Below are 16249 nucleotides of genomic sequence, written 5' to 3' on the forward strand. Positions count from 1 at the left end.
TCTGGCGACCCTTCGACAAGGACAAGTAATGACTGAAATCCGCACCGACTGGACCCGCGAGGAAATCGCGGAGCTGTTCGATCTTCCATTCACCGAACTGCTCTTCCGCGCCGCCAACGTCCACCGCGAGTTCCATCCGCCCGAGCAGGTGCAGCTCTGCACGCTGCTGTCGATCAAGACCGGCGGGTGTCCGGAGGATTGCGGCTATTGCTCGCAGTCGGTGAAGGCGGACTCCGGTGTCGAGGCGACCAAGCTCATGGAGGTGCAATCGGTCCTCCAGCGCGCGGCGCAGGCGAAGGATGCAGGCTCCCAGCGCTTCTGCATGGGTGCGGCATGGCGCAATCCCAAGGACCGCGACATGCCCGCGATCGTCGAGATCGTGAAGGGCGTGCGCGCCATGGGGCTCGAAACCTGCATGACGCTGGGCATGCTGACGCCGAAACAGGCGGATATGCTGGCCGAGGCAGGCCTCGATTATTATAACCACAACGTCGACACCGGGCCGGAATATTACGAGCGCGTGATCTCCACCCGCAATTACCAGGACCGGCTCGATACGCTGCAAAACGTGCGCGATGCGGGCATCAATGTGTGCAGCGGCGGGATCGTCGGCATGGGCGAGACGCGCGAGGACCGGGTCGGCTTCGTCCACACGCTCGCCACGCTCGAGCGCCATCCCGAAAGCGTGCCCGTCAACGCGCTGGTCCCGGTCAAAGGCACGGTGCTCGGTGACATGCTGGCGGACACCCCGCTCGCCAAGATCGACGATATCGAGTTCGTCCGTACCGTGGCGGTTGCGCGTATCACGATGCCGATGAGCATGGTGCGCCTCTCCGCCGGGCGCGAAAGCATGAGCGAGGCGACGCAGGCGCTGTGCTTCATGGCCGGCGCGAATTCGATCTTCACCGGCGACAAGCTGCTGACCGCGCCAAATGCGGGCGACGACAGCGATGCGGCGCTTTTCGCGAAGCTGGGGCTGACGGCGCTTGCTCAGGAAGAACCCATGCGGGCTTGCAAGGTGGCGGAGCCTGCCGAGTGAGCCTAGGCTTCTCCGTCGATGAACTGTTGCCCAAGGCACGCGGAGGAGGGCAGCTCAAGATGGGGCTCGCCAAGCTTGAGGAGAGCGAGTGGCTTCAGCCGAAGCCGGACCTTGTCGCGCGCGCCGAAGGTTTCGCTGCCTATCCCGAGGGTGTCCAGATCGCGCCCGAGGGCGAGGCACCGGGCGCGGAACTCGCCGCGATGCTCGGCCTGCCCGGGGGTCTCCCTGAAGCTGCGCGGGCGCATCACGAGGACATGTGCCTCCTCACTCTGCGCGAAGGTGACGAGCAATACCGTCTCGTTGGCGCAGCGGTCGCATGGCCTTCCGACTGGGCGCCTGCAGACAAGATGGGCCTGCCGCTGCGCGCCCTTCATGGGCCGATCCAGGGTTATGAGGAGCAGCTGGCGAGCGGCGTCGATAATTTCATGGCCAAGCTTAAACCGGGCGCGATCTACGGACGCTGCAACTGGTTCATCGCCGCCACTGGCGAGAAGCGCTGGGTGGCAGAGCCTCCCGCGCAGGCCTTTGCCGATGTCACGAGCGATAATGCAGGAGAGACGCTTTTCGTCCGCTCCGAACGCCAGACGCTACGCCGCCTCCCCAAGACCGGCGCAATCCTCTTTACCATAGGCATCTATGTGTCGGCGCTGAGCGCGCTGTCACAAGCAAATATCCAGCGCCTCGCCACGGCCGTCTCATCGCTTTTGACAGGTGAGGGCGATCGGCGCGGCGCAGGGGCTTACGCAGACGCACTAATCGGCTATGCGAAGCGCCAGGAACTGGAGAGAGCAGGCTGATGTTGGAACATAAACTCGAAACGCTCACCATTCACGCGGGCCAGCAGCCCGATCCGACCACCAATGCCCGGATCACACCGATCTACCAGACGGCGAGCTACGTGTTCAACGACGCCGAGCACGCAGCAAACCTCTTCGCGCTCAAGGAATTCGGCAACATCTATTCGCGCATCATGAATCCCACCAATGATGCGCTGGAGCAGAAGATCGCCGCACTCGAGGGCGGCGTGGGTGCATTGGGTGTCGCATCGGGCCATGCCGCGCAACTGATCGCATTCCACACGCTGATGGAGCCGGGCTGCAACATCGTGGCGGCGAAGAAGCTCTATGGCGGATCGCTCAACCAGATGGGCGAGGCGTTTCGCAAGTTCGGTTGGGAAACGCGCTTCGTCGACACCGACGATGTCGAAAACGTGCGCGCGGCGATGGATGACAAGACGCGCTGCGTGTTCATCGAAAGCCTGGCCAATCCCGGCGGTGTCGTGACCGATATCGCGGCGATTGCCGATATCGCGCATGAGGGCGGCGTACCGCTGATCGTCGACAACACGATGGCCAGCCCGGCGCTCTGCCGTCCGTTCGAGCACGGCGCGGACATCGTGACGCACTCCACAACCAAGTTCCTGAACGGGCACGGCAATGCCATCGGCGGCGTGATCGTCGACAGCGGTAAGTTCGACTGGAAGGCGCAGGGCGACAAGTTCCCCAGCCTGACCCAGCCCAACGGTTCGTATCACGGCGCGGTGCTGGTCGATGCTCTCGAGCCGATCGGTCCCATTGCCTTCATCGTGGCCTGCCGCGTGCTCGGCCTGCGTGACCTCGGCCCGGCGCTATCCCCGCAGAATGCCTGGCTGGCGCTGACCGGTATGGAGACCTTGGCGCTGCGGATGGAGCGGCATTGCGACAATGCGCTGGCCGTGGCCAGGTGGCTTCAGGACCACCCGAAGATCGAATGGGTCAGCTATGCTGGCCTTGAAGGTAACGCCTACAAGTCACTCGCCGACAAATACCTCGGCGGCAAGGGCGGCTCCGTGTTCACTTTCGGTGTGAAGGGCGGTTACGACGCCGGCGTGAAGCTGGTGCAGGGCGTCGAGCTGTTCAGTCACCTCGCCAATATCGGCGACACGCGCTCTCTCATTATCCACCCGGCCTCAACCACTCACAGCCAGCTGGAAGGCGAAGCGCTGGTTGCAGCAGGCGCAGGGCCGGATGTGGTTCGTGTCTCCATCGGCATCGAACATGTCGACGACATTATCGCTGATCTCGAGAAAGGCTTGGCAAGCATCTGATGTTCAAGAAAATCCTTATCGCAAACCGTGGCGAAATCGCCTGCCGCGTCATCAAGACCGCTCGCCGCATGGGTATCGAAACCGTCGCGGTCTATTCGGACGCCGACGCGCGCGCGCCCTTCGTGAAAATGGCTGACGAGGCGGTGCATATCGGCCCTCCGCCTGCCGCGGAAAGTTACCTGATCGCGGACAAGATCATCGAGGCGTGCAAGCAGACCGGTGCCGAAGCAGTGCATCCGGGCTATGGCTTCCTCTCGGAGCGTGCGAGCTTCGTCGAGGCGCTCGCCAAGGAAAACATCGCCTTCATCGGCCCGCCCGCTGGCGCGATCGCTGCAATGGGCGACAAGATCGAATCCAAGAAGCTCGCCAAGGAAGCGGGCGTCAACGTCGTCCCCGGCTTTGTTGGCGAAATCCGCGATACCGACCACGCGGTCGAGATATCGAACGACATCGGCTACCCGGTGATGATGAAGGCCAGTGCCGGCGGCGGCGGCAAGGGCATGCGCCTCGCTTATTCGGAAAAGGACGTGCGCGAAGGCTTCGAGGCGACCAAGCGCGAGGGCCTCAACAGCTTCGGCGATGACCGCGTCTTCATCGAGAAATTCATCGAGGACCCGCGCCATATCGAAATCCAGATTCTGGGCGATAAGCACGGCAACATTCTCTATCTGAACGAGCGCGAATGCTCGATCCAGCGCCGCCACCAGAAGGTGGTCGAGGAAGCGCCGTCGCCTTTCGTCACGCCCAAGATGCGCAAGGCGATGGGCGAGCAATGCGTCGCTCTTTCGCGGGCAGTGGATTATCACTCCGCCGGCACGGTCGAACTCATCGTCAGCGGCGCGGACAAGACTGGCGAGAGCTTCTACTTCCTCGAAATGAACACGCGTCTGCAGGTCGAACATCCCGTGACCGAAGCGATCACGGGTATCGACCTCGTCGAGCAGATGATCCGCGTTGCTGCGGGCGAGAAGCTGGCGATGACGCAAGACGATATCGGCATCGATGGCTGGGCGATCGAAAACCGCGTCTATGCCGAAGACCCCTATCGCGGCTTCCTTCCCTCGACCGGGCGCCTCGTCGAATACAAGCCACCACTCGAGGGCTGGACCGACGATGGCAAGGCTAACGGTCGCCGCGGCGTAGATGGCGTGCGCGTGGACGACGGAGTCTACGAAGGCGGCGAAGTTTCCATGTTCTACGACCCGATGATCGCCAAGCTGGTGACCTGGGGCGAGACGCGCGACGAAGCGGCCGACCTGCAGATAGAAGCGCTCGACGCCTTCCGGATCAAGGGGCTGGGGCATAATGTCGACTTCCTGAGCGCGATCATGCAGCACCCGCGCTTCCGCTCGGGAGAACTGACCACCGGCTTCATCGCAGAGGAATATCCCGAAGGTTTCGAAGGAGCTGCGGCTTCGGACGAACTCAAGCGTGGGCTCGCCGCAATTGGTGGGGTGATCGCCACTGCCGACGCCGACCGTGCGCGGCGGATCGAAGGGCAGCTGTCGGATGATCTCTACGCGCCGGGCGACTGGGCGGTGCGGATCGGCCTGACCGAAGCGGACGCGACCCATTACGAGGTGCGGCTGGAGGAGGATGCGATCCTCGTCGATGGCGAGCCGGTCGATGTCAGCTTCGACTATACGCCCGGCGAGACGATGATCGACGTCCAGCTGGGCGAGGACGCTCTCACGGTTCAGCTCTCTCCCACACGTACCGGCTATGAGCTGACGACGCGCGGTGCGACGCACAACTTGCGGATCCTGCCGCAGCGAGTGGCGCATCTTGCGGGTCACATGATCGAGAAGGAACCGCCGGATCTTTCCAAGCTGCTCATCTGTCCGATGCCGGGCCTCCTCGTGAAACTGCATGTGGGCGAGGGCGAGGAGGTCCAGCCCGGTCAGCCGCTCGCGACAGTCGAGGCGATGAAGATGGAGAACATCCTTCGTGCCGAAAAGCAGGCTGTGGTGAGCAAGGTCAATGCCGAGGAAGGCGAAAGCCTGGCGGTCGACGCCATCATCCTGGAACTCGAATAGCATGCATCTCCTCCACGCTCACGACGCCCCGGCGGCGGAGGAAACGGATTTCGACACGTTCCTCAAGACCGATATCCGGGCGGGGACGGTGGTGAGCGCCGAGCCGTTTCCGGAGGCGCGCAAGCCCAGCCTCAAGCTGGTCATCGACCTTGGACCGACGATTGGAAGCAAGAAGAGCTGCGCGCAGATCGCCGCGCGGTATTCGCCCGATGAACTGGTCGGGCGTCAGGTGGCGGCGGTGGTGAACTTTCCGCCGCGGCAGATCGGGCCGGCGATGTCCGAAGTGCTGACCGTCGGTTTTGCTGACGAAGATGGGGAGGTGGTGCTTTTCCAGCCTGATTCGCCCGTTCCCAATGGCTCTCGGCTGTTCTGAGCCTGCTGAAAGTACAAGATGGTTAAGGCGCGCGATGCAAAGCGGTAGCGCTCCTTTACTTAATCGATCATCGCCAGAAATATTGTTACCAGTACTCGCAGCAAACGCACCCTGTGGATTGGTGACGATACTTTTCGTGGTTAATCCGCTAGGAGTTTTCTTACATCCATTTGATGCTTTGAGTCCTTCGAGTCGCTTCCAGACCAAACAGGAGGCAGGACATGGCACAAAGAGGCACCGGCTACTTCGACAGGAAGGGCCAATTTTTCAAGACGCCTGAGGAGGCGACGCGCAGCGATCTGGCATCGCTCCTTGGGCAAATCGGCGAGAAAGAGAGTCTCGCGCCCGGCATCGCGCACACGCTGCTCGACCGCCGGAGCGATATCGAGCAATTGTTCGCAGAGCATGATGCGATGATGGCGGACGCTGGCAGCGCTGCCGCACGTCCGAATAATGTCACGCGACTGAAAGCCTGAGCGAAGAGCTTACCCGTCTATCATCGCGACCGCGCGGATCCATCCCGCGCTGGCGCGCTCGATCTTGACCGGGAAGCAGCTGAACATGAAGCCGTGGCTGGGCAACGCGGCGAGATTGGTCAGTTTCTCGATCTGGTAATAGGGGCGGATACGGCCTGCCTTGTGTCCCTCCCAGATGATCGAAGGATCGCGCTTTTCCGCCCACCGCTTCGCCGTATGGCTGAACGGCGCGTCCCAGCTCCACGCGTCAGTACCAACGACCTCGACCCCGCGCTCGGTCAGCCACAAGGTCGCCTCCGCACCCAATCCCACGCCCTGATCGGTGAAATTGTCGGTGCCATAGACCGCGCCCGACTGGATCAGCACGATGTCGAGCGGCTGCAGATCGTAGCCGATCGCCTTGAAAGCGTCCTCAAGTTCTGCTGCGCTGACAACATGGCCATGCGAAAGGTGAGAGAAATCGAGCTTTACGCCCGGGCGGAAGAACCGGTCGAGCGGGGCCTCGTCGATGCTCGGAGCAGGTGATGCGCCTGCGTCAGTCGTCGAGTGATAATGCCACGGCGCGTCCATGTGGGTGCCGTTATGCGTCGAAAGTTCGAGCATCTCGACCGCCCAGCCTTCGCCGTCGGGCAAGTCTTTCTTCTCCAGCCCGGGAAAGAACATGGCGATTTGCTCCCACGTATTCTCGTGGGTCATGTACTGGATTTTCGGCCGCATCACCTCGGGATCGGAAATCACGTCATTGGTGATCGGGATCGAGAGGTCGATGAAGCGGGTCATGTGCAACAGTCCTAATGCGCCTGCAATTGCTCGTCGAGGAAGGCAGCAACGTCCGCCAGTTCGACGTCGCGCGCCATGAAGGCCTCGCCAATGCCCTTCAGCAGGATGAAGGGCAGGGTGCCGGCATCCATCTTCTTGTCATGGAGCATGTGGTCGGCAAGGCGCTGGCCGTCGCATTCGAGGCCGAGCGCCGCGATTTCCGAAGGCAACCCTGCCATGTCGATCGCGCGGGCGACCCGCGCGGCATCGTCTCCGCGCATCAGTTCGCGCCGGGCCGAATACCGCGCCGCCAGCACCATGCCGAGCGCGACACCCTCGCCATGCAACAGCTTGCTAGAGAAACCGGTCTCCGCCTCCAGCGCGTGGCCGAAAGTATGCCCGAGGTTGAGCAGGGCACGGGTGCCGGAGGTTTCGCGCTCGTCCTCGGCGACGATCCGCGCTTTCGCGGCCACGCTCGTTGCAACGGCTTGCTCGAGCGCTTGCGGATCGTGGGCCAGCACTTTCGGGCCATTTGCTTCGAGCCAGGCAAAGAACTCCGCATCGCCCAGAATGCCGTACTTGATCACCTCGGCGTAACCTGCACGCATTTCGCGGTCGGGCAGGCTGTCCAAAGCCGTGAGATCGGCCAGCACCAACGAGGGTTGGTGAAAGGCGCCGATAAGGTTCTTGCCGGCGGTGGTATTGATCGCGGTCTTTCCGCCGACCGAGCTGTCGACCTGCGCCAGCAATGTCGTGGGAACCTGGATGAAGCCGCAGCCGCGCTTGAGGATCGAACAGGCGAAACCGGTCAAGTCACCGACCACGCCTCCGCCGAGCGCGATCACGTGGTCACCGCGCTCGACACCCTCGGCAAGCAGCCAGTCGGTGAGCGATTGCAAGCCCTCCCAGCTTTTCGAAGCTTCACCGGAAGGCACCTGATACAGAGCGATCTCGAACCCGTCGGAGCCGAGCGAATGTGTTAGCCGATCGCCATGCGCTGCCCATGCATTGGCGTCCGCGACCACCGGCACACGTTTCTTGCGAAGAAATTTCCGGGCTTGAACGACAGCATCTTCCAGCAGACCGTGGCCCACCCGTACCTCGTAACTTCGGCCCGCCAGTTCGACGGGGATCACAGCCATGCGTCCACTGCCTCCACGATTTTCATCGCCGTCTCGATATGCGGCCCTTCGTCGCTCATGACACGGATCGGCGCCTGCGAATAGAAGGGTTCGCGTTCGCGATAGAGACGGGTGAGTATTTCGTGCGGGTCGCCGTTTCTCAGGAGCGGGCGCGTCTTCTTGCGACTGGTGCGCTCGACGAGAGTATCGATCGCGCAATCGATCCAGACTGCGATACCATTTTCGAGGATGAGTGCGCGGGTTTCCGGGTCGACGAAGGCGCCGCCGCCGGTCGCGATTACACCTCTGCGCTCTTCCATCAATCGCGCAATCACGCGCCGTTCTCCATCGCGGAAATAGGCTTCGCCGAAATCTTCGAATATCTCGGCGATGGAGCGCTGCGCAGCTTTCTCGATCTCCTGGTCGGCGTCGACGAAATCGCGTCCGATCAAACCGGCAAGCCGGCTGCCGACAGTCGATTTGCCGACCCCCATGAGGCCGACCAGCACCACAGGTCGATCGATCCGACGCGCGACCGCCGCGGCATGTTCCTTGCTGATGTTCTGGCAATCCTCGGTCATTGCTGTTTGGCCTATAGATGGGCTAATGCGGGCGCAATATGGCTCGCAGTAACAATTCGATTCAGCCCATGGCAGGTAGTGGCATGGCAATGGGTCGCAAAAGACGGATCGGTTTGACAGTGGCATTGGTATTGATCGTGGCACTGGGGCTGGCCTGGTACGACGGAGGCGAGGAGCCGATCAGGCCGATCGTTCAGGATATTCCCGTGCCGGAGGGACGATAATGAAGAAGTGGCTGTGGGCGGGCAGTGCCGCCATTGCGCTCGGGGCGAGCCTCGCGATTGCGCAGGACGCGCCCGAGAGCTTGCTGCCGCCGGGGTTCGACGATCCCGCTCCGGCGCCTTCGCCAACGCCCGCGCCGCGGCCGACACAGGCACCGGCGACACCGGCCGATCCGGCCGTGCCAGCAGCACCGGGCATACCGACTGTGCAGCCGCTCCCGGTCGGCCCGGGCGACGGAGAACAGGGCCCGGCACCCGATTTGAGCCGGCTTCCATCGCTGGAAGAGCTCGAATCGATGTCGACCGACGAACTCGACGAGCTGCTCGGGCTTAAACCGAAATTCGATATTCCGCCCGCTGCGCGGCGTTCGCTCGAACGTGTCGGGATACTCGCTCCGTCTGAAGGCGGACTGCCGACCGGTTCGCTCGCTTCGCAGCCCGCATCTCTCGTACGCGCAATCCTGCAAGGGACGGATGGCCCGCTTGTCTCCCGGTGGGGACATATCCTTCTGCGCCGTGCGCTTGCTAGCCGCCTTGCTGCGCCCGAAGGCATGAATCCCGTGGAATTCGCTGCACTGCGCGCCAATGTACTCAACAGCATGGGCGAGCACGCTGCTGCCCGGGCGATTGCGCAGGACATCGATACCAGCAACTGGGACAATGCGCTGACCGATGCCGCCCTCGACGCCTATGTCGGAACGGCGGATATCGTCGGTGCCTGTCCGGCAGTGCGGCTCAGCGGAACAGATCGCGATGATGCTTTCTGGTCCATTCTACAGTCCATTTGTGCTGCATATGCGGGAGAGGAATCGCAGGCCGGGCGCCAGCTCGACCGGGCCCTTCGCCGCGAAGAGGCCCCGCGCATCGACCTGCTGCTCGCACAGCGCTACGCCGGTGCCGCAGGTCGTGGCCGCCGCGCTGTCGAGATCGAATGGGAAGGGGTCGAGGAGCTCAATCCCTGGCGCGCTGCGCTTGCCAATGCGGTCGGTGAGGAAATCCCCCAAGGGCTGCGCGATGACGCCGGGGCCTACTACGAACGCAGCTGGGCGACGGCCCCCATGCTTCCCCTCGCAGAGCGCGCCCGAAGCGCGGACAGGGCGGCCCGCGAAGGCATTCTTTCGGCTGACGCGATGGTCGATCTCTACAGCCAGATCTACGTTACCGAGGGGATCGAGGGCGACGCCGCGCTCACCGCATCGTTGCTGCGTGATGGCTATGTCGCGGAAACCGGCGCAGACCGGTTCGCAGCGATAGAGACCATCTGGGGCGGAACGGACGAGCCCGACTACGGTCGAATGGTGCTTACGGCCTATGCTGCAGCCCGTTTGCCGGTCACCGATGCGCTCGCATCCTCGAGCGACAATATCATCGCTTCGATCCTCACGGCGGGTCTCGATCGTGATGCCGAAAACTGGTTGAGAGCCGTGCCGCAGGGCAGCCTGGCGTGGGCGCAGATCGCGGCGGCAAGGCCGGGCGACAATCGCATTGCCTCGCGCGAGGACATCGACGCCTTTATCGACGACGATGACAGCAGCGACTATCGCAAGTCGCACATGATGCTCGCCTCGCTCGCAGGCCTGGGGCGAATTGCGCAGGGTGACCTCAATGATTTCGTCGGGCGGACCGAGCTTAATCTCTCCCGCGAGAGCCGCTGGAGCCGGGCGATTACCCGTGCAGCAGAAGTCGATAACCGTGCACTTGTCGCAATGCTCGCTGGCCTCGGCATGCAGGGGGAGAGCTGGTCGCAGATGACGCCCCGGCATCTCTATCACATCGTCTCGGCACTGAACCGCGTCGGACTCGATGCTGAAGCGCGCATGATCGCCGCGGAGGCGATCGCACGCGGATAGGGCTGGCGTATGTCCGCCGCGATAGAAGACTTCCTCGACATGTTGGCCGCAGAACGCGGCGCAGCGGCCAATACGCTGGCCGCCTATCGTCGAGATCTAGAGGGGGCGGAAGAGGCGATCGGCGAACTCGTCAGCGCTGACCGCGAAAAGGTTTCGGGGCTCGCCGGGCAATGGTCACGCCTCGCGCCCTCGACAGTCGCTCGCAAGAGTTCGGCGCTGCGGCAGTTTTTCGGTTTCGCGGTGGACGAGGGCTGGCGTTCGGATGACCCCTCCGGCGCGTTGCCGCGCCCGCCCGCGCGCCGACCCCTGCCCAAGGTGCTATCGCATGACGCGGTCGACAAGCTGTTCGCCCGCGCAGAGCTCGAGGCGGAAAGTGGAAAGCCAGCGGCAGTACGCCAGCTGACGCTGCTCGAATTGCTCTACGGCTCGGGCCTTCGCGCGACCGAGCTTGTCTCCCTGCCAGTCAGCGCGGTCCCGCGCGATGCGCCCATGCTCACGGTGATGGGGAAGGGTGGTCAGGCGCGGATGGTCCCTGTCAGCGATCGCGCGCGAGAAGCGCTCTCTCGCTGGATGCCCTTGCGCGACGACAAATCGCGTTACCTGTTTCCTTCTCGCGGCAAGCATCTGAGCCGCGTGCGGCTGTTCCAGATGCTCAAGGAACTTGCGGTGCGCGCCGATATCGCGCCCGAGGGAATCAGTCCACACGTGCTGCGCCATGCCTTCGCGACGCATTTGCTGGAGGGCGGGGCAGACCTGCGGGTGCTTCAGACGCTGCTCGGACATGCCGACATATCCACGACGCAGATTTACACTCATGTCGACGCGGCGCGGCTGGTCGAGCTGGTCAATACGCGCCATCCTCTTGCCCGCGCGCGCACATCCGACTAGCGGGATTGCATGATTTCCTATCTCGACTTCGAGAAGCCCGTCGCCCAGCTCGACGAGCGCATTGCCGAACTTCGCGCTGCAGCCGAAAGCGACGAGGTCGATATCGCTGCTGAATTGAAGCGCCTCGAAACCAAGAGCGCGGACTTGCTCGCCAGCACCTATGCCTCGCTCACGCCGTGGCAGAAGACGCAGGTCGCGCGGCATCCCAATCGCCCGCATTTCCGCGATTTCGTCGAGCACGCGTTCGACGATTTCGTCCCGCTGGGCGGCGACCGCCTTTATGGCGACGATCAGGCGATACTGGGTGGTTTCGCCAAGCTCGACGGGCGCCGGATCATGCTCATCGGGCACGAGAAGGGGCATGACACGGAAACCCGCATCAAGCACAATTTTGGCATGGGCAAGCCGGAGGGTTATCGCAAGGCGATCCGCCTGATGGAACTTGCGGGGCGCTTCGGGCTCCCGGTGGTGACACTGGTCGATACCTCCGGGGCATTCCCCGGTGTTGAAGCGGAAGAACGCGGACAGGCGGAAGCCATCGCCCGCTCTACCGAAGCCTGCCTCGCTCTGCCGACCCCGATGGTCGCGACGATCGTGGGCGAGGGCGGTTCGGGCGGCGCAGTCGCTCTGGCGAGTGCCGAGCGCGTGTTGATGCTCGAACATGCGATCTATTCCGTGATCTCGCCCGAGGGATGCGCGTCTATCCTGTGGCGGACAGCCGAAAAGGCGGCCGATGCGGCGCAGGCGATGAAGGTTACCGCGCAACATCTCAAGCGCCTCAAGGTGATCGACCGGATCATCCGCGAGCCTGTCGGCGGTGCGCAACGCGACCCGGTTGCAACGGCCAAGTCGCTCGGCAAGGCGATCGGTGAGGAAATCGATGCTCTTTCGAACCTCCCGGCGGAGACGATTCGCCGGATGCGCGAAGAACGGTTCCTTCAGATAGGGGCCTCCTGAATTAGTCCTCTTCGGGAACATCGCAGCCCTTTAAATGTTCGAAAGCTGATGGAATAATCGGCGGTGAATGGTGGGCGCGGCCGTACGACCCAGGAGGACAATAAATAATGGCATTTTCGACCAGAACGCTCGCTCTTGCAGCCGCAGCGCCGCTTTCGCTGGCGCTTTCAGGATGCATCGGCGGAGGAGATATTCCGAGCGCTTCCGCTCCGATAACTCAGTCCGAAGCCCAGCAGGGCGCGGAACTTCACCCGCAGCTTCTTGCCGAATTCGGCGGCGCGATGTCCGGCACACAGGCGCAATATGTCGAGCAGGTCGGCAAGAACATCGCGGTTCAGTCCGGCTTGGGCAATGCGCGCGATTCCTTCACGGTTTCTCTGGTAGACAGCTCGGTCAATAACGCATTCGCTATCCCCGGCGGCTATGTCTACACGACGCGCCAGCTGGTCGCGCTGATGGATAACGAGGCGGAATTGGCTGCGGTACTCGGCCACGAAGTCGCTCACGTCGCCGCGCGCCATTCGCAACGTCGCCAGCAGGCCGCGCAGCGCAATCAGATTGGCGGTATTCTCGGGGCGATCGCGAGTTCGATCCTGCTCGGCAACAGCGAAATCGGTAACACGCTTTCGCGCACATTCCTGCAGGGTTCGCAGCTGCTGACACTGAAATTCTCCCGCAGTCAGGAACTTCAGGCCGATGATCTCGGCATCCAGTATCTCGACAGTGCAGGCTATGATCCTGACGCGATGGGCACGGTTCTTGCGAGCCTAGCCCAGCAAAACGCGCTCGATGCGCAATTGCTCGGACGCGGTGACGCGAAGCTTCCCGAATGGGCTTCGACTCACCCCGATCCGGGCAGCCGTGTCCAGACAGCCCTGCAGAAAGCGCAACCGCTGGGTGATGGCGTCACCAACCAGGACACGTTCCTGACCCGGATAGATGGCCTGATCTATGGCGACAGTCCGTCGCAGGGCATGATCGAGGGGCGGACCTTCATCCATCCCGAATTGCGCCTCGCCTTCACTGCGCCCTCGGGCTTCTACATGGTGAACGGCACCCGCGCCGTTTCGATCAATGGCGAAAGCGGCAAGGCACAGATGACGCTGGCGCAGTATGGCGGCAATCTCGAGACTTACGTTCGCCAGCAATTTGCGGCCCTGGGCGGCGAGAACCAGCAGCTCGCTCCGTCGAATCTCGAACGCACAACGGTAAACGGCATTCCCGCAGCCTATGGCACGGCGCGAGTCAACAATGGCAATAGCCAGGTCGATGTGGTGATTTTCGCCTACGAGTTCTCGAATGACAGGGCTTATCACTTTGCCGCGATCACACCCGCCGGGCGCTCCGGCGTATTCTCGCCGATGTTCAATTCGATGCGCCGGGTGAGCGATTCGGAAGCTGCAGGTATTATTCCGCGGCGCCTAGACGTCGTCACGGTGCGCAGTGGCGACACGGTCCAGTCGCTTGCCAATCGCATGGCCTACGACAGTGCACAGGTCGAACGCTTCCGTGTGCTCAATTCTCTCGGCACCAACGATGTTCTGCGTGCCGGCCAGAAGGTAAAGATTGTCGTGCGCGGACGCTAAGTGCATTCCGACATGAGCAAGGCCCGGGCCAGAACCGGGCGCGCATAGAAAAAGGGCGGCGGGATCACTCCCACCGCCCTTCTTTCTGGGTAGAACCCGCCTTAGGCGACGGTGTTCGACTCGCTCATCTTGGTCGAGACGGTCGAGAAAGTCGTGCTGAGCTCGTTGCCGAGGCTCTGCATTGCAGTGATCGCAGCAACAGCGATCAGTGCAGCAATCAGGCCGTATTCGATGGCGGTCGCGCCCTGCTCGTCCTTGAGCAGCTTGTTGAAGAACTTCATTATTAGTCTCCTGGTTTCAGTCTTCGGTACCCGTGCCCGCCCGTTAAATTGCGAACAGACATCTGAGAGATAGCTGGCAGCTCTTGAGAAATTCCTAATTCAAGGCCTTTCGAAAAAGTTACTGCTCGTTCATCACCCCTTCGACCTTGTTCGTGACCACCGCCCAAAGACCGGTGTTTTCGTTCGCAACAGAATCGAACGCACCAATGGAGGCAATCACGATCAAGCTCGCGATCAGGCCGTATTCGATGGCAGTTCCGCCGGAATTGTCGCTTCCGAAAGATTTCAGAAATGTCGTCAATTTCATGGAAACACCCATCAATACGTGTCTGACTGACGGCCTTTTCGTCCGGATTCAGTTAAGATTGTGTTGAAGGGGCGCGCGAAAATGGAAAATAATCCGACATTCCGCCTGGTGGTGGCCGGCGCCCTGCACGATGCAGAAGGCCGGTGGCTGATGCATAAACGCCCATTGGAAAAGCATCATGGCGGTCTCTGGGAGTTCCCCGGCGGCAAGGTAGATCCAGGCGAAACCCCTGCAAATGCGTTGATTCGCGAACTTCACGAGGAACTGGGCATAGAGATCCGGGCGGAGGATCTCGTCCCGGCGGGTTTCGCGCAGGAAGCGCCCGGCGCCACACCTTCACCGATTGTAATTTTGCTTTACACAATTGCCCGCTGGACAGGTGAGCCCCAGCCGCTCGAAGGAGGTGATATAGAGTGGTTCCGCCCGGAAACGGCGTGCCGACTCGATCGACCGCCGCTCGATGTGTCGCTCTGTCGACATTTGTTTGGCCGGAATGGGCAATAGGGGATTGCCAAGCCGCCAAGGCCCCCTTATGTGCCGCCCCTCACGCGCGCCAGTAGCTCAGCTGGATAGAGTACCTGACTACGAATCAGGCGGTCGGAGGTTCGAATCCTTCCTGGCGCGCCATAAAAAACCCATCCCTTCGGGGGTGGGTTTTTTTGTGCCCGGCTCAAGGGCAGATCACTCCACCTGATCCTCCAGCGCGTGCATCTCTTCGTCGGAAAAGCCGAAGTGGTGGCCCGCCTCGTGAATGACGACGTGTTTCACCAGCGCTTCGAGCGCAACGCCGGTCTCTCGCATTTCTAGAAGAAGAGGTTGGCGGAAAAGACTGATGACCGGCGGCATCCCGCCCGATTCCCAAACCGACTCTTCGGTAAGGGGCCGGCCTTCGTATAGCCCTGTCAGGTACCAGCGCTCCTCGTGATGCATTTCAACGGCAGCGAGCTGTTCTGCGCTGGCGAACTCTTCGATCCGCACGACTACGCCGGTCATCTGCTCGCGAAAAGCTGCGGGCATGCCAGCGATGGCCTCGGCCGCGATGGCTTCGAATTTTTCGGCAGCGGGGCCGGTCAGTGGACGGTCCATGTCATTCGATATGGGGTTGACGCGCGCGGGGGGCAAGCAGGGGAACTTGTCCGCGTCTGACCCATTGATCGGGAAACATCTACAAGGAGACTTCCCATGGCCGATTCCAGCGCAATCTTCGATCGTCTCAAGCAGGATCACGACCGACATCGCGAGTTGCTCGACAAGATCGGCGAAACCTCGGGAGAGACGGAAGAGCGCAAGGAGCTCTTCACCATGCTGACCAAGGAACTGAAGAGCCACGCGGCCGCCGAAGAGCAGGCGCTATATTCGACCATGCTGCGTAAACCGCCGACGACCGATGAAACGCGCCACTCGGTGGCCGAGCATCACGAAATCGATGAGATGCTCAACGATCTCGCCGCGACCGACATGTCGACGGGCGCATGGTTGCAGAAGTTCAAGGACTTCGAACACCGCTACCGCCACCATATCGAGGAAGAGGAAGACGATCACTTCCCAGATTTTGCCGAGTATCTCGACGACAAGGATACGCAGCACATGGAAAAGGTCTTCCAGCGCCGCAAGGAGGAAGAAAAGGCCGAGGCCGAGGTAACTCCTGAGAAAAAGGAAGACGCCAAGGAGTAATCCGCGAAGGAGGG

The 16249-nt window shown here is 62.0% G+C and carries 18 protein-coding genes and 1 tRNA gene; 13 read left to right on the forward strand and 6 right to left on the reverse strand.

The window, feature by feature from the left end; genetic code table 11:
• The first annotated feature begins 28 nt into the window (after positions 1-28).
• The 6 genes from bioB to CCE89_RS12270 all read left to right on the forward strand — a co-directional run bounded on the left by bioB (position 29) and on the right by CCE89_RS12270 (position 6010).
• Complete coding sequence (gene bioB / locus CCE89_RS12245) at positions 29-1039, forward strand: biotin synthase BioB (protein ID WP_086438344.1); 1011 nt, start codon at positions 29-31, stop codon at positions 1037-1039.
• Positions 1036-1836: a heme-dependent oxidative N-demethylase family protein gene (locus CCE89_RS12250; protein ID WP_086438345.1), complete on the forward strand. Its 801-nt coding sequence runs from the start codon at positions 1036-1038 to the stop codon at positions 1834-1836. The genes bioB and CCE89_RS12250 overlap by 4 nt, the downstream gene beginning before the upstream one ends.
• Positions 1836-3125 carry an O-acetylhomoserine aminocarboxypropyltransferase gene (locus tag CCE89_RS12255; RefSeq protein ID WP_086438346.1) on the forward strand — a complete coding sequence of 430 codons (1290 nt, stop codon included), beginning with the start codon at positions 1836-1838 and terminating at the stop codon, positions 3123-3125. The genes CCE89_RS12250 and CCE89_RS12255 overlap by 1 nt, the downstream gene beginning before the upstream one ends.
• Positions 3125-5161, forward strand: a complete 2037-nt coding sequence (locus CCE89_RS12260; protein ID WP_086438347.1) for an acetyl-CoA carboxylase biotin carboxylase subunit — start codon at positions 3125-3127, stop codon at positions 5159-5161. Before CCE89_RS12255 ends, CCE89_RS12260 begins: the two co-directional genes overlap by 1 nt.
• A gap of 1 nt (position 5162) precedes the next feature.
• The gene (locus CCE89_RS12265) at positions 5163-5534 is read left to right on the forward strand and encodes a tRNA-binding protein (protein ID WP_086438348.1); all 372 of its coding nucleotides are present in this window, start codon (positions 5163-5165) and stop codon (positions 5532-5534) included.
• Positions 5535-5755: 221 nt separating this feature from the next.
• A complete protein-coding gene (locus CCE89_RS12270; RefSeq protein ID WP_086438349.1) occupies positions 5756-6010 on the forward strand; it encodes a hypothetical protein in 255 nt (84 codons plus the stop codon).
• Positions 6011-6019: 9 nt separating this feature from the next.
• On the opposite strand, the gene CCE89_RS12275 is transcribed toward CCE89_RS12270, so the two are convergent.
• From CCE89_RS12275 to CCE89_RS12285, 3 genes are read right to left on the reverse strand one after another with little or no spacing between them, the layout of a single operon-like run.
• Complete coding sequence (locus CCE89_RS12275) at positions 6020-6790, reverse strand: cyclase family protein (RefSeq protein WP_086438350.1); 771 nt, start codon at positions 6788-6790, stop codon at positions 6020-6022.
• An 11-nt stretch (positions 6791-6801) separates the two neighbouring features.
• Positions 6802-7911 carry a 3-dehydroquinate synthase gene (gene aroB, locus CCE89_RS12280; RefSeq protein ID WP_086438351.1) on the reverse strand — a complete coding sequence of 370 codons (1110 nt, stop codon included), beginning with the start codon at positions 7909-7911 and terminating at the stop codon, positions 6802-6804.
• Complete coding sequence (locus CCE89_RS12285) at positions 7902-8471, reverse strand: shikimate kinase (RefSeq protein ID WP_086438352.1); 570 nt, start codon at positions 8469-8471, stop codon at positions 7902-7904. Before CCE89_RS12285 ends, aroB begins: the two co-directional genes overlap by 10 nt.
• Positions 8472-8694: 223 nt before the next feature.
• Between CCE89_RS12285 and CCE89_RS12290 the strand changes: the two genes are divergently transcribed.
• From CCE89_RS12290 to CCE89_RS12305, 4 genes are all read left to right on the forward strand, one after another.
• Positions 8695-10542, forward strand: a complete 1848-nt coding sequence (locus CCE89_RS12290; protein WP_086438353.1) for a hypothetical protein — start codon at positions 8695-8697, stop codon at positions 10540-10542.
• A 9-nt stretch (positions 10543-10551) separates the two neighbouring features.
• Positions 10552-11430, forward strand: coding sequence for a tyrosine recombinase (locus CCE89_RS12295; RefSeq protein WP_086438354.1), 879 nt, complete (start codon positions 10552-10554; stop codon positions 11428-11430).
• A gap of 9 nt (positions 11431-11439) precedes the next feature.
• Positions 11440-12387 (forward strand): acetyl-CoA carboxylase carboxyltransferase subunit alpha, encoded by a 948-nt coding sequence (locus tag CCE89_RS12300; protein ID WP_086438355.1) that lies wholly within the window; start codon positions 11440-11442, stop codon positions 12385-12387.
• A 107-nt stretch (positions 12388-12494) separates the two neighbouring features.
• Positions 12495-13973, forward strand: coding sequence for a M48 family metalloprotease (locus CCE89_RS12305; protein ID WP_086438356.1), 1479 nt, complete (start codon positions 12495-12497; stop codon positions 13971-13973).
• Positions 13974-14074: 101 nt separating this feature from the next.
• On the opposite strand, the gene CCE89_RS12310 is transcribed toward CCE89_RS12305, so the two are convergent.
• Both CCE89_RS12310 and CCE89_RS12315 read right to left on the reverse strand, forming a co-directional pair.
• A complete protein-coding gene (locus CCE89_RS12310; protein ID WP_086438357.1) occupies positions 14075-14254 on the reverse strand; it encodes a Flp family type IVb pilin in 180 nt (59 codons plus the stop codon).
• Between the two features lie 118 nt (positions 14255-14372).
• Positions 14373-14573: a Flp family type IVb pilin gene (locus CCE89_RS12315; RefSeq protein WP_407640401.1), complete on the reverse strand. Its 201-nt coding sequence runs from the start codon at positions 14571-14573 to the stop codon at positions 14373-14375.
• A gap of 69 nt (positions 14574-14642) precedes the next feature.
• Between CCE89_RS12315 and CCE89_RS12320 the strand changes: the two genes are divergently transcribed.
• Positions 14643-15065 carry a (deoxy)nucleoside triphosphate pyrophosphohydrolase gene (locus tag CCE89_RS12320; RefSeq protein WP_086438358.1) on the forward strand — a complete coding sequence of 141 codons (423 nt, stop codon included), beginning with the start codon at positions 14643-14645 and terminating at the stop codon, positions 15063-15065.
• A gap of 46 nt (positions 15066-15111) precedes the next feature.
• Positions 15112-15188 (forward strand) — tRNA-Arg (locus CCE89_RS12325).
• A 54-nt stretch (positions 15189-15242) separates the two neighbouring features.
• Here the strand turns inward: CCE89_RS12325 and CCE89_RS12330 are convergent.
• Entirely contained in the window at positions 15243-15647 is a 405-nt protein-coding gene (locus CCE89_RS12330; protein WP_086438359.1) for a metallopeptidase family protein, read from the reverse strand.
• A gap of 96 nt (positions 15648-15743) precedes the next feature.
• On the opposite strand from CCE89_RS12330, the gene CCE89_RS12335 reads away from it, so the two are divergent.
• A complete protein-coding gene (locus tag CCE89_RS12335) occupies positions 15744-16235 on the forward strand; it encodes a hemerythrin domain-containing protein (protein ID WP_086438360.1) in 492 nt (163 codons plus the stop codon).
• Positions 16236-16249: the final 14 nt, after the last annotated feature.

Origin of the sequence: Altererythrobacter xiamenensis (genome assembly GCF_900177715.1) — a bacterium.
In the GTDB taxonomy this organism is placed as follows: domain Bacteria; phylum Pseudomonadota; class Alphaproteobacteria; order Sphingomonadales; family Sphingomonadaceae; genus Erythrobacter; species Erythrobacter xiamenensis.

What these genes read in the sequence shown, in the direction of transcription:
- CCE89_RS12285 (WP_086438352.1), bottom strand. Translation starts at nt 8,471, where the DNA reads ATGACCGAGGATTGCCAGAACATCAGCAAGGAACATGCCGCGGCGGTC.
- CCE89_RS12270 (WP_086438349.1), top strand. Translation starts at nt 5,756, where the DNA reads ATGGCACAAAGAGGCACCGGCTACTTCGACAGGAAGGGCCAATTTTTC.
- CCE89_RS12330 (WP_086438359.1), bottom strand. Translation starts at nt 15,647, where the DNA reads ATGGACCGTCCACTGACCGGCCCCGCTGCCGAAAAATTCGAAGCCATC.
- CCE89_RS12265 (WP_086438348.1), top strand. Translation starts at nt 5,163, where the DNA reads ATGCATCTCCTCCACGCTCACGACGCCCCGGCGGCGGAGGAAACGGAT.
- CCE89_RS12295 (WP_086438354.1), top strand. Translation starts at nt 10,552, where the DNA reads ATGTCCGCCGCGATAGAAGACTTCCTCGACATGTTGGCCGCAGAACGC.
- CCE89_RS12335 (WP_086438360.1), top strand. Translation starts at nt 15,744, where the DNA reads ATGGCCGATTCCAGCGCAATCTTCGATCGTCTCAAGCAGGATCACGAC.
- CCE89_RS12310 (WP_086438357.1), bottom strand. Translation starts at nt 14,254, where the DNA reads ATGAAGTTCTTCAACAAGCTGCTCAAGGACGAGCAGGGCGCGACCGCC.
- CCE89_RS12300 (WP_086438355.1), top strand. Translation starts at nt 11,440, where the DNA reads ATGATTTCCTATCTCGACTTCGAGAAGCCCGTCGCCCAGCTCGACGAG.
- CCE89_RS12260 (WP_086438347.1), top strand. Translation starts at nt 3,125, where the DNA reads ATGTTCAAGAAAATCCTTATCGCAAACCGTGGCGAAATCGCCTGCCGC.
- CCE89_RS12255 (WP_086438346.1), top strand. Translation starts at nt 1,836, where the DNA reads ATGTTGGAACATAAACTCGAAACGCTCACCATTCACGCGGGCCAGCAG.
- CCE89_RS12275 (WP_086438350.1), bottom strand. Translation starts at nt 6,790, where the DNA reads ATGACCCGCTTCATCGACCTCTCGATCCCGATCACCAATGACGTGATT.
- CCE89_RS12305 (WP_086438356.1), top strand. Translation starts at nt 12,495, where the DNA reads ATGGCATTTTCGACCAGAACGCTCGCTCTTGCAGCCGCAGCGCCGCTT.
- CCE89_RS12315 (WP_407640401.1), bottom strand. Translation starts at nt 14,573, where the DNA reads ATGGGTGTTTCCATGAAATTGACGACATTTCTGAAATCTTTCGGAAGC.
- CCE89_RS12290 (WP_086438353.1), top strand. Translation starts at nt 8,695, where the DNA reads ATGAAGAAGTGGCTGTGGGCGGGCAGTGCCGCCATTGCGCTCGGGGCG.
- aroB (WP_086438351.1), bottom strand. Translation starts at nt 7,911, where the DNA reads ATGGCTGTGATCCCCGTCGAACTGGCGGGCCGAAGTTACGAGGTACGG.
- CCE89_RS12320 (WP_086438358.1), top strand. Translation starts at nt 14,643, where the DNA reads ATGGAAAATAATCCGACATTCCGCCTGGTGGTGGCCGGCGCCCTGCAC.
- bioB (WP_086438344.1), top strand. Translation starts at nt 29, where the DNA reads ATGACTGAAATCCGCACCGACTGGACCCGCGAGGAAATCGCGGAGCTG.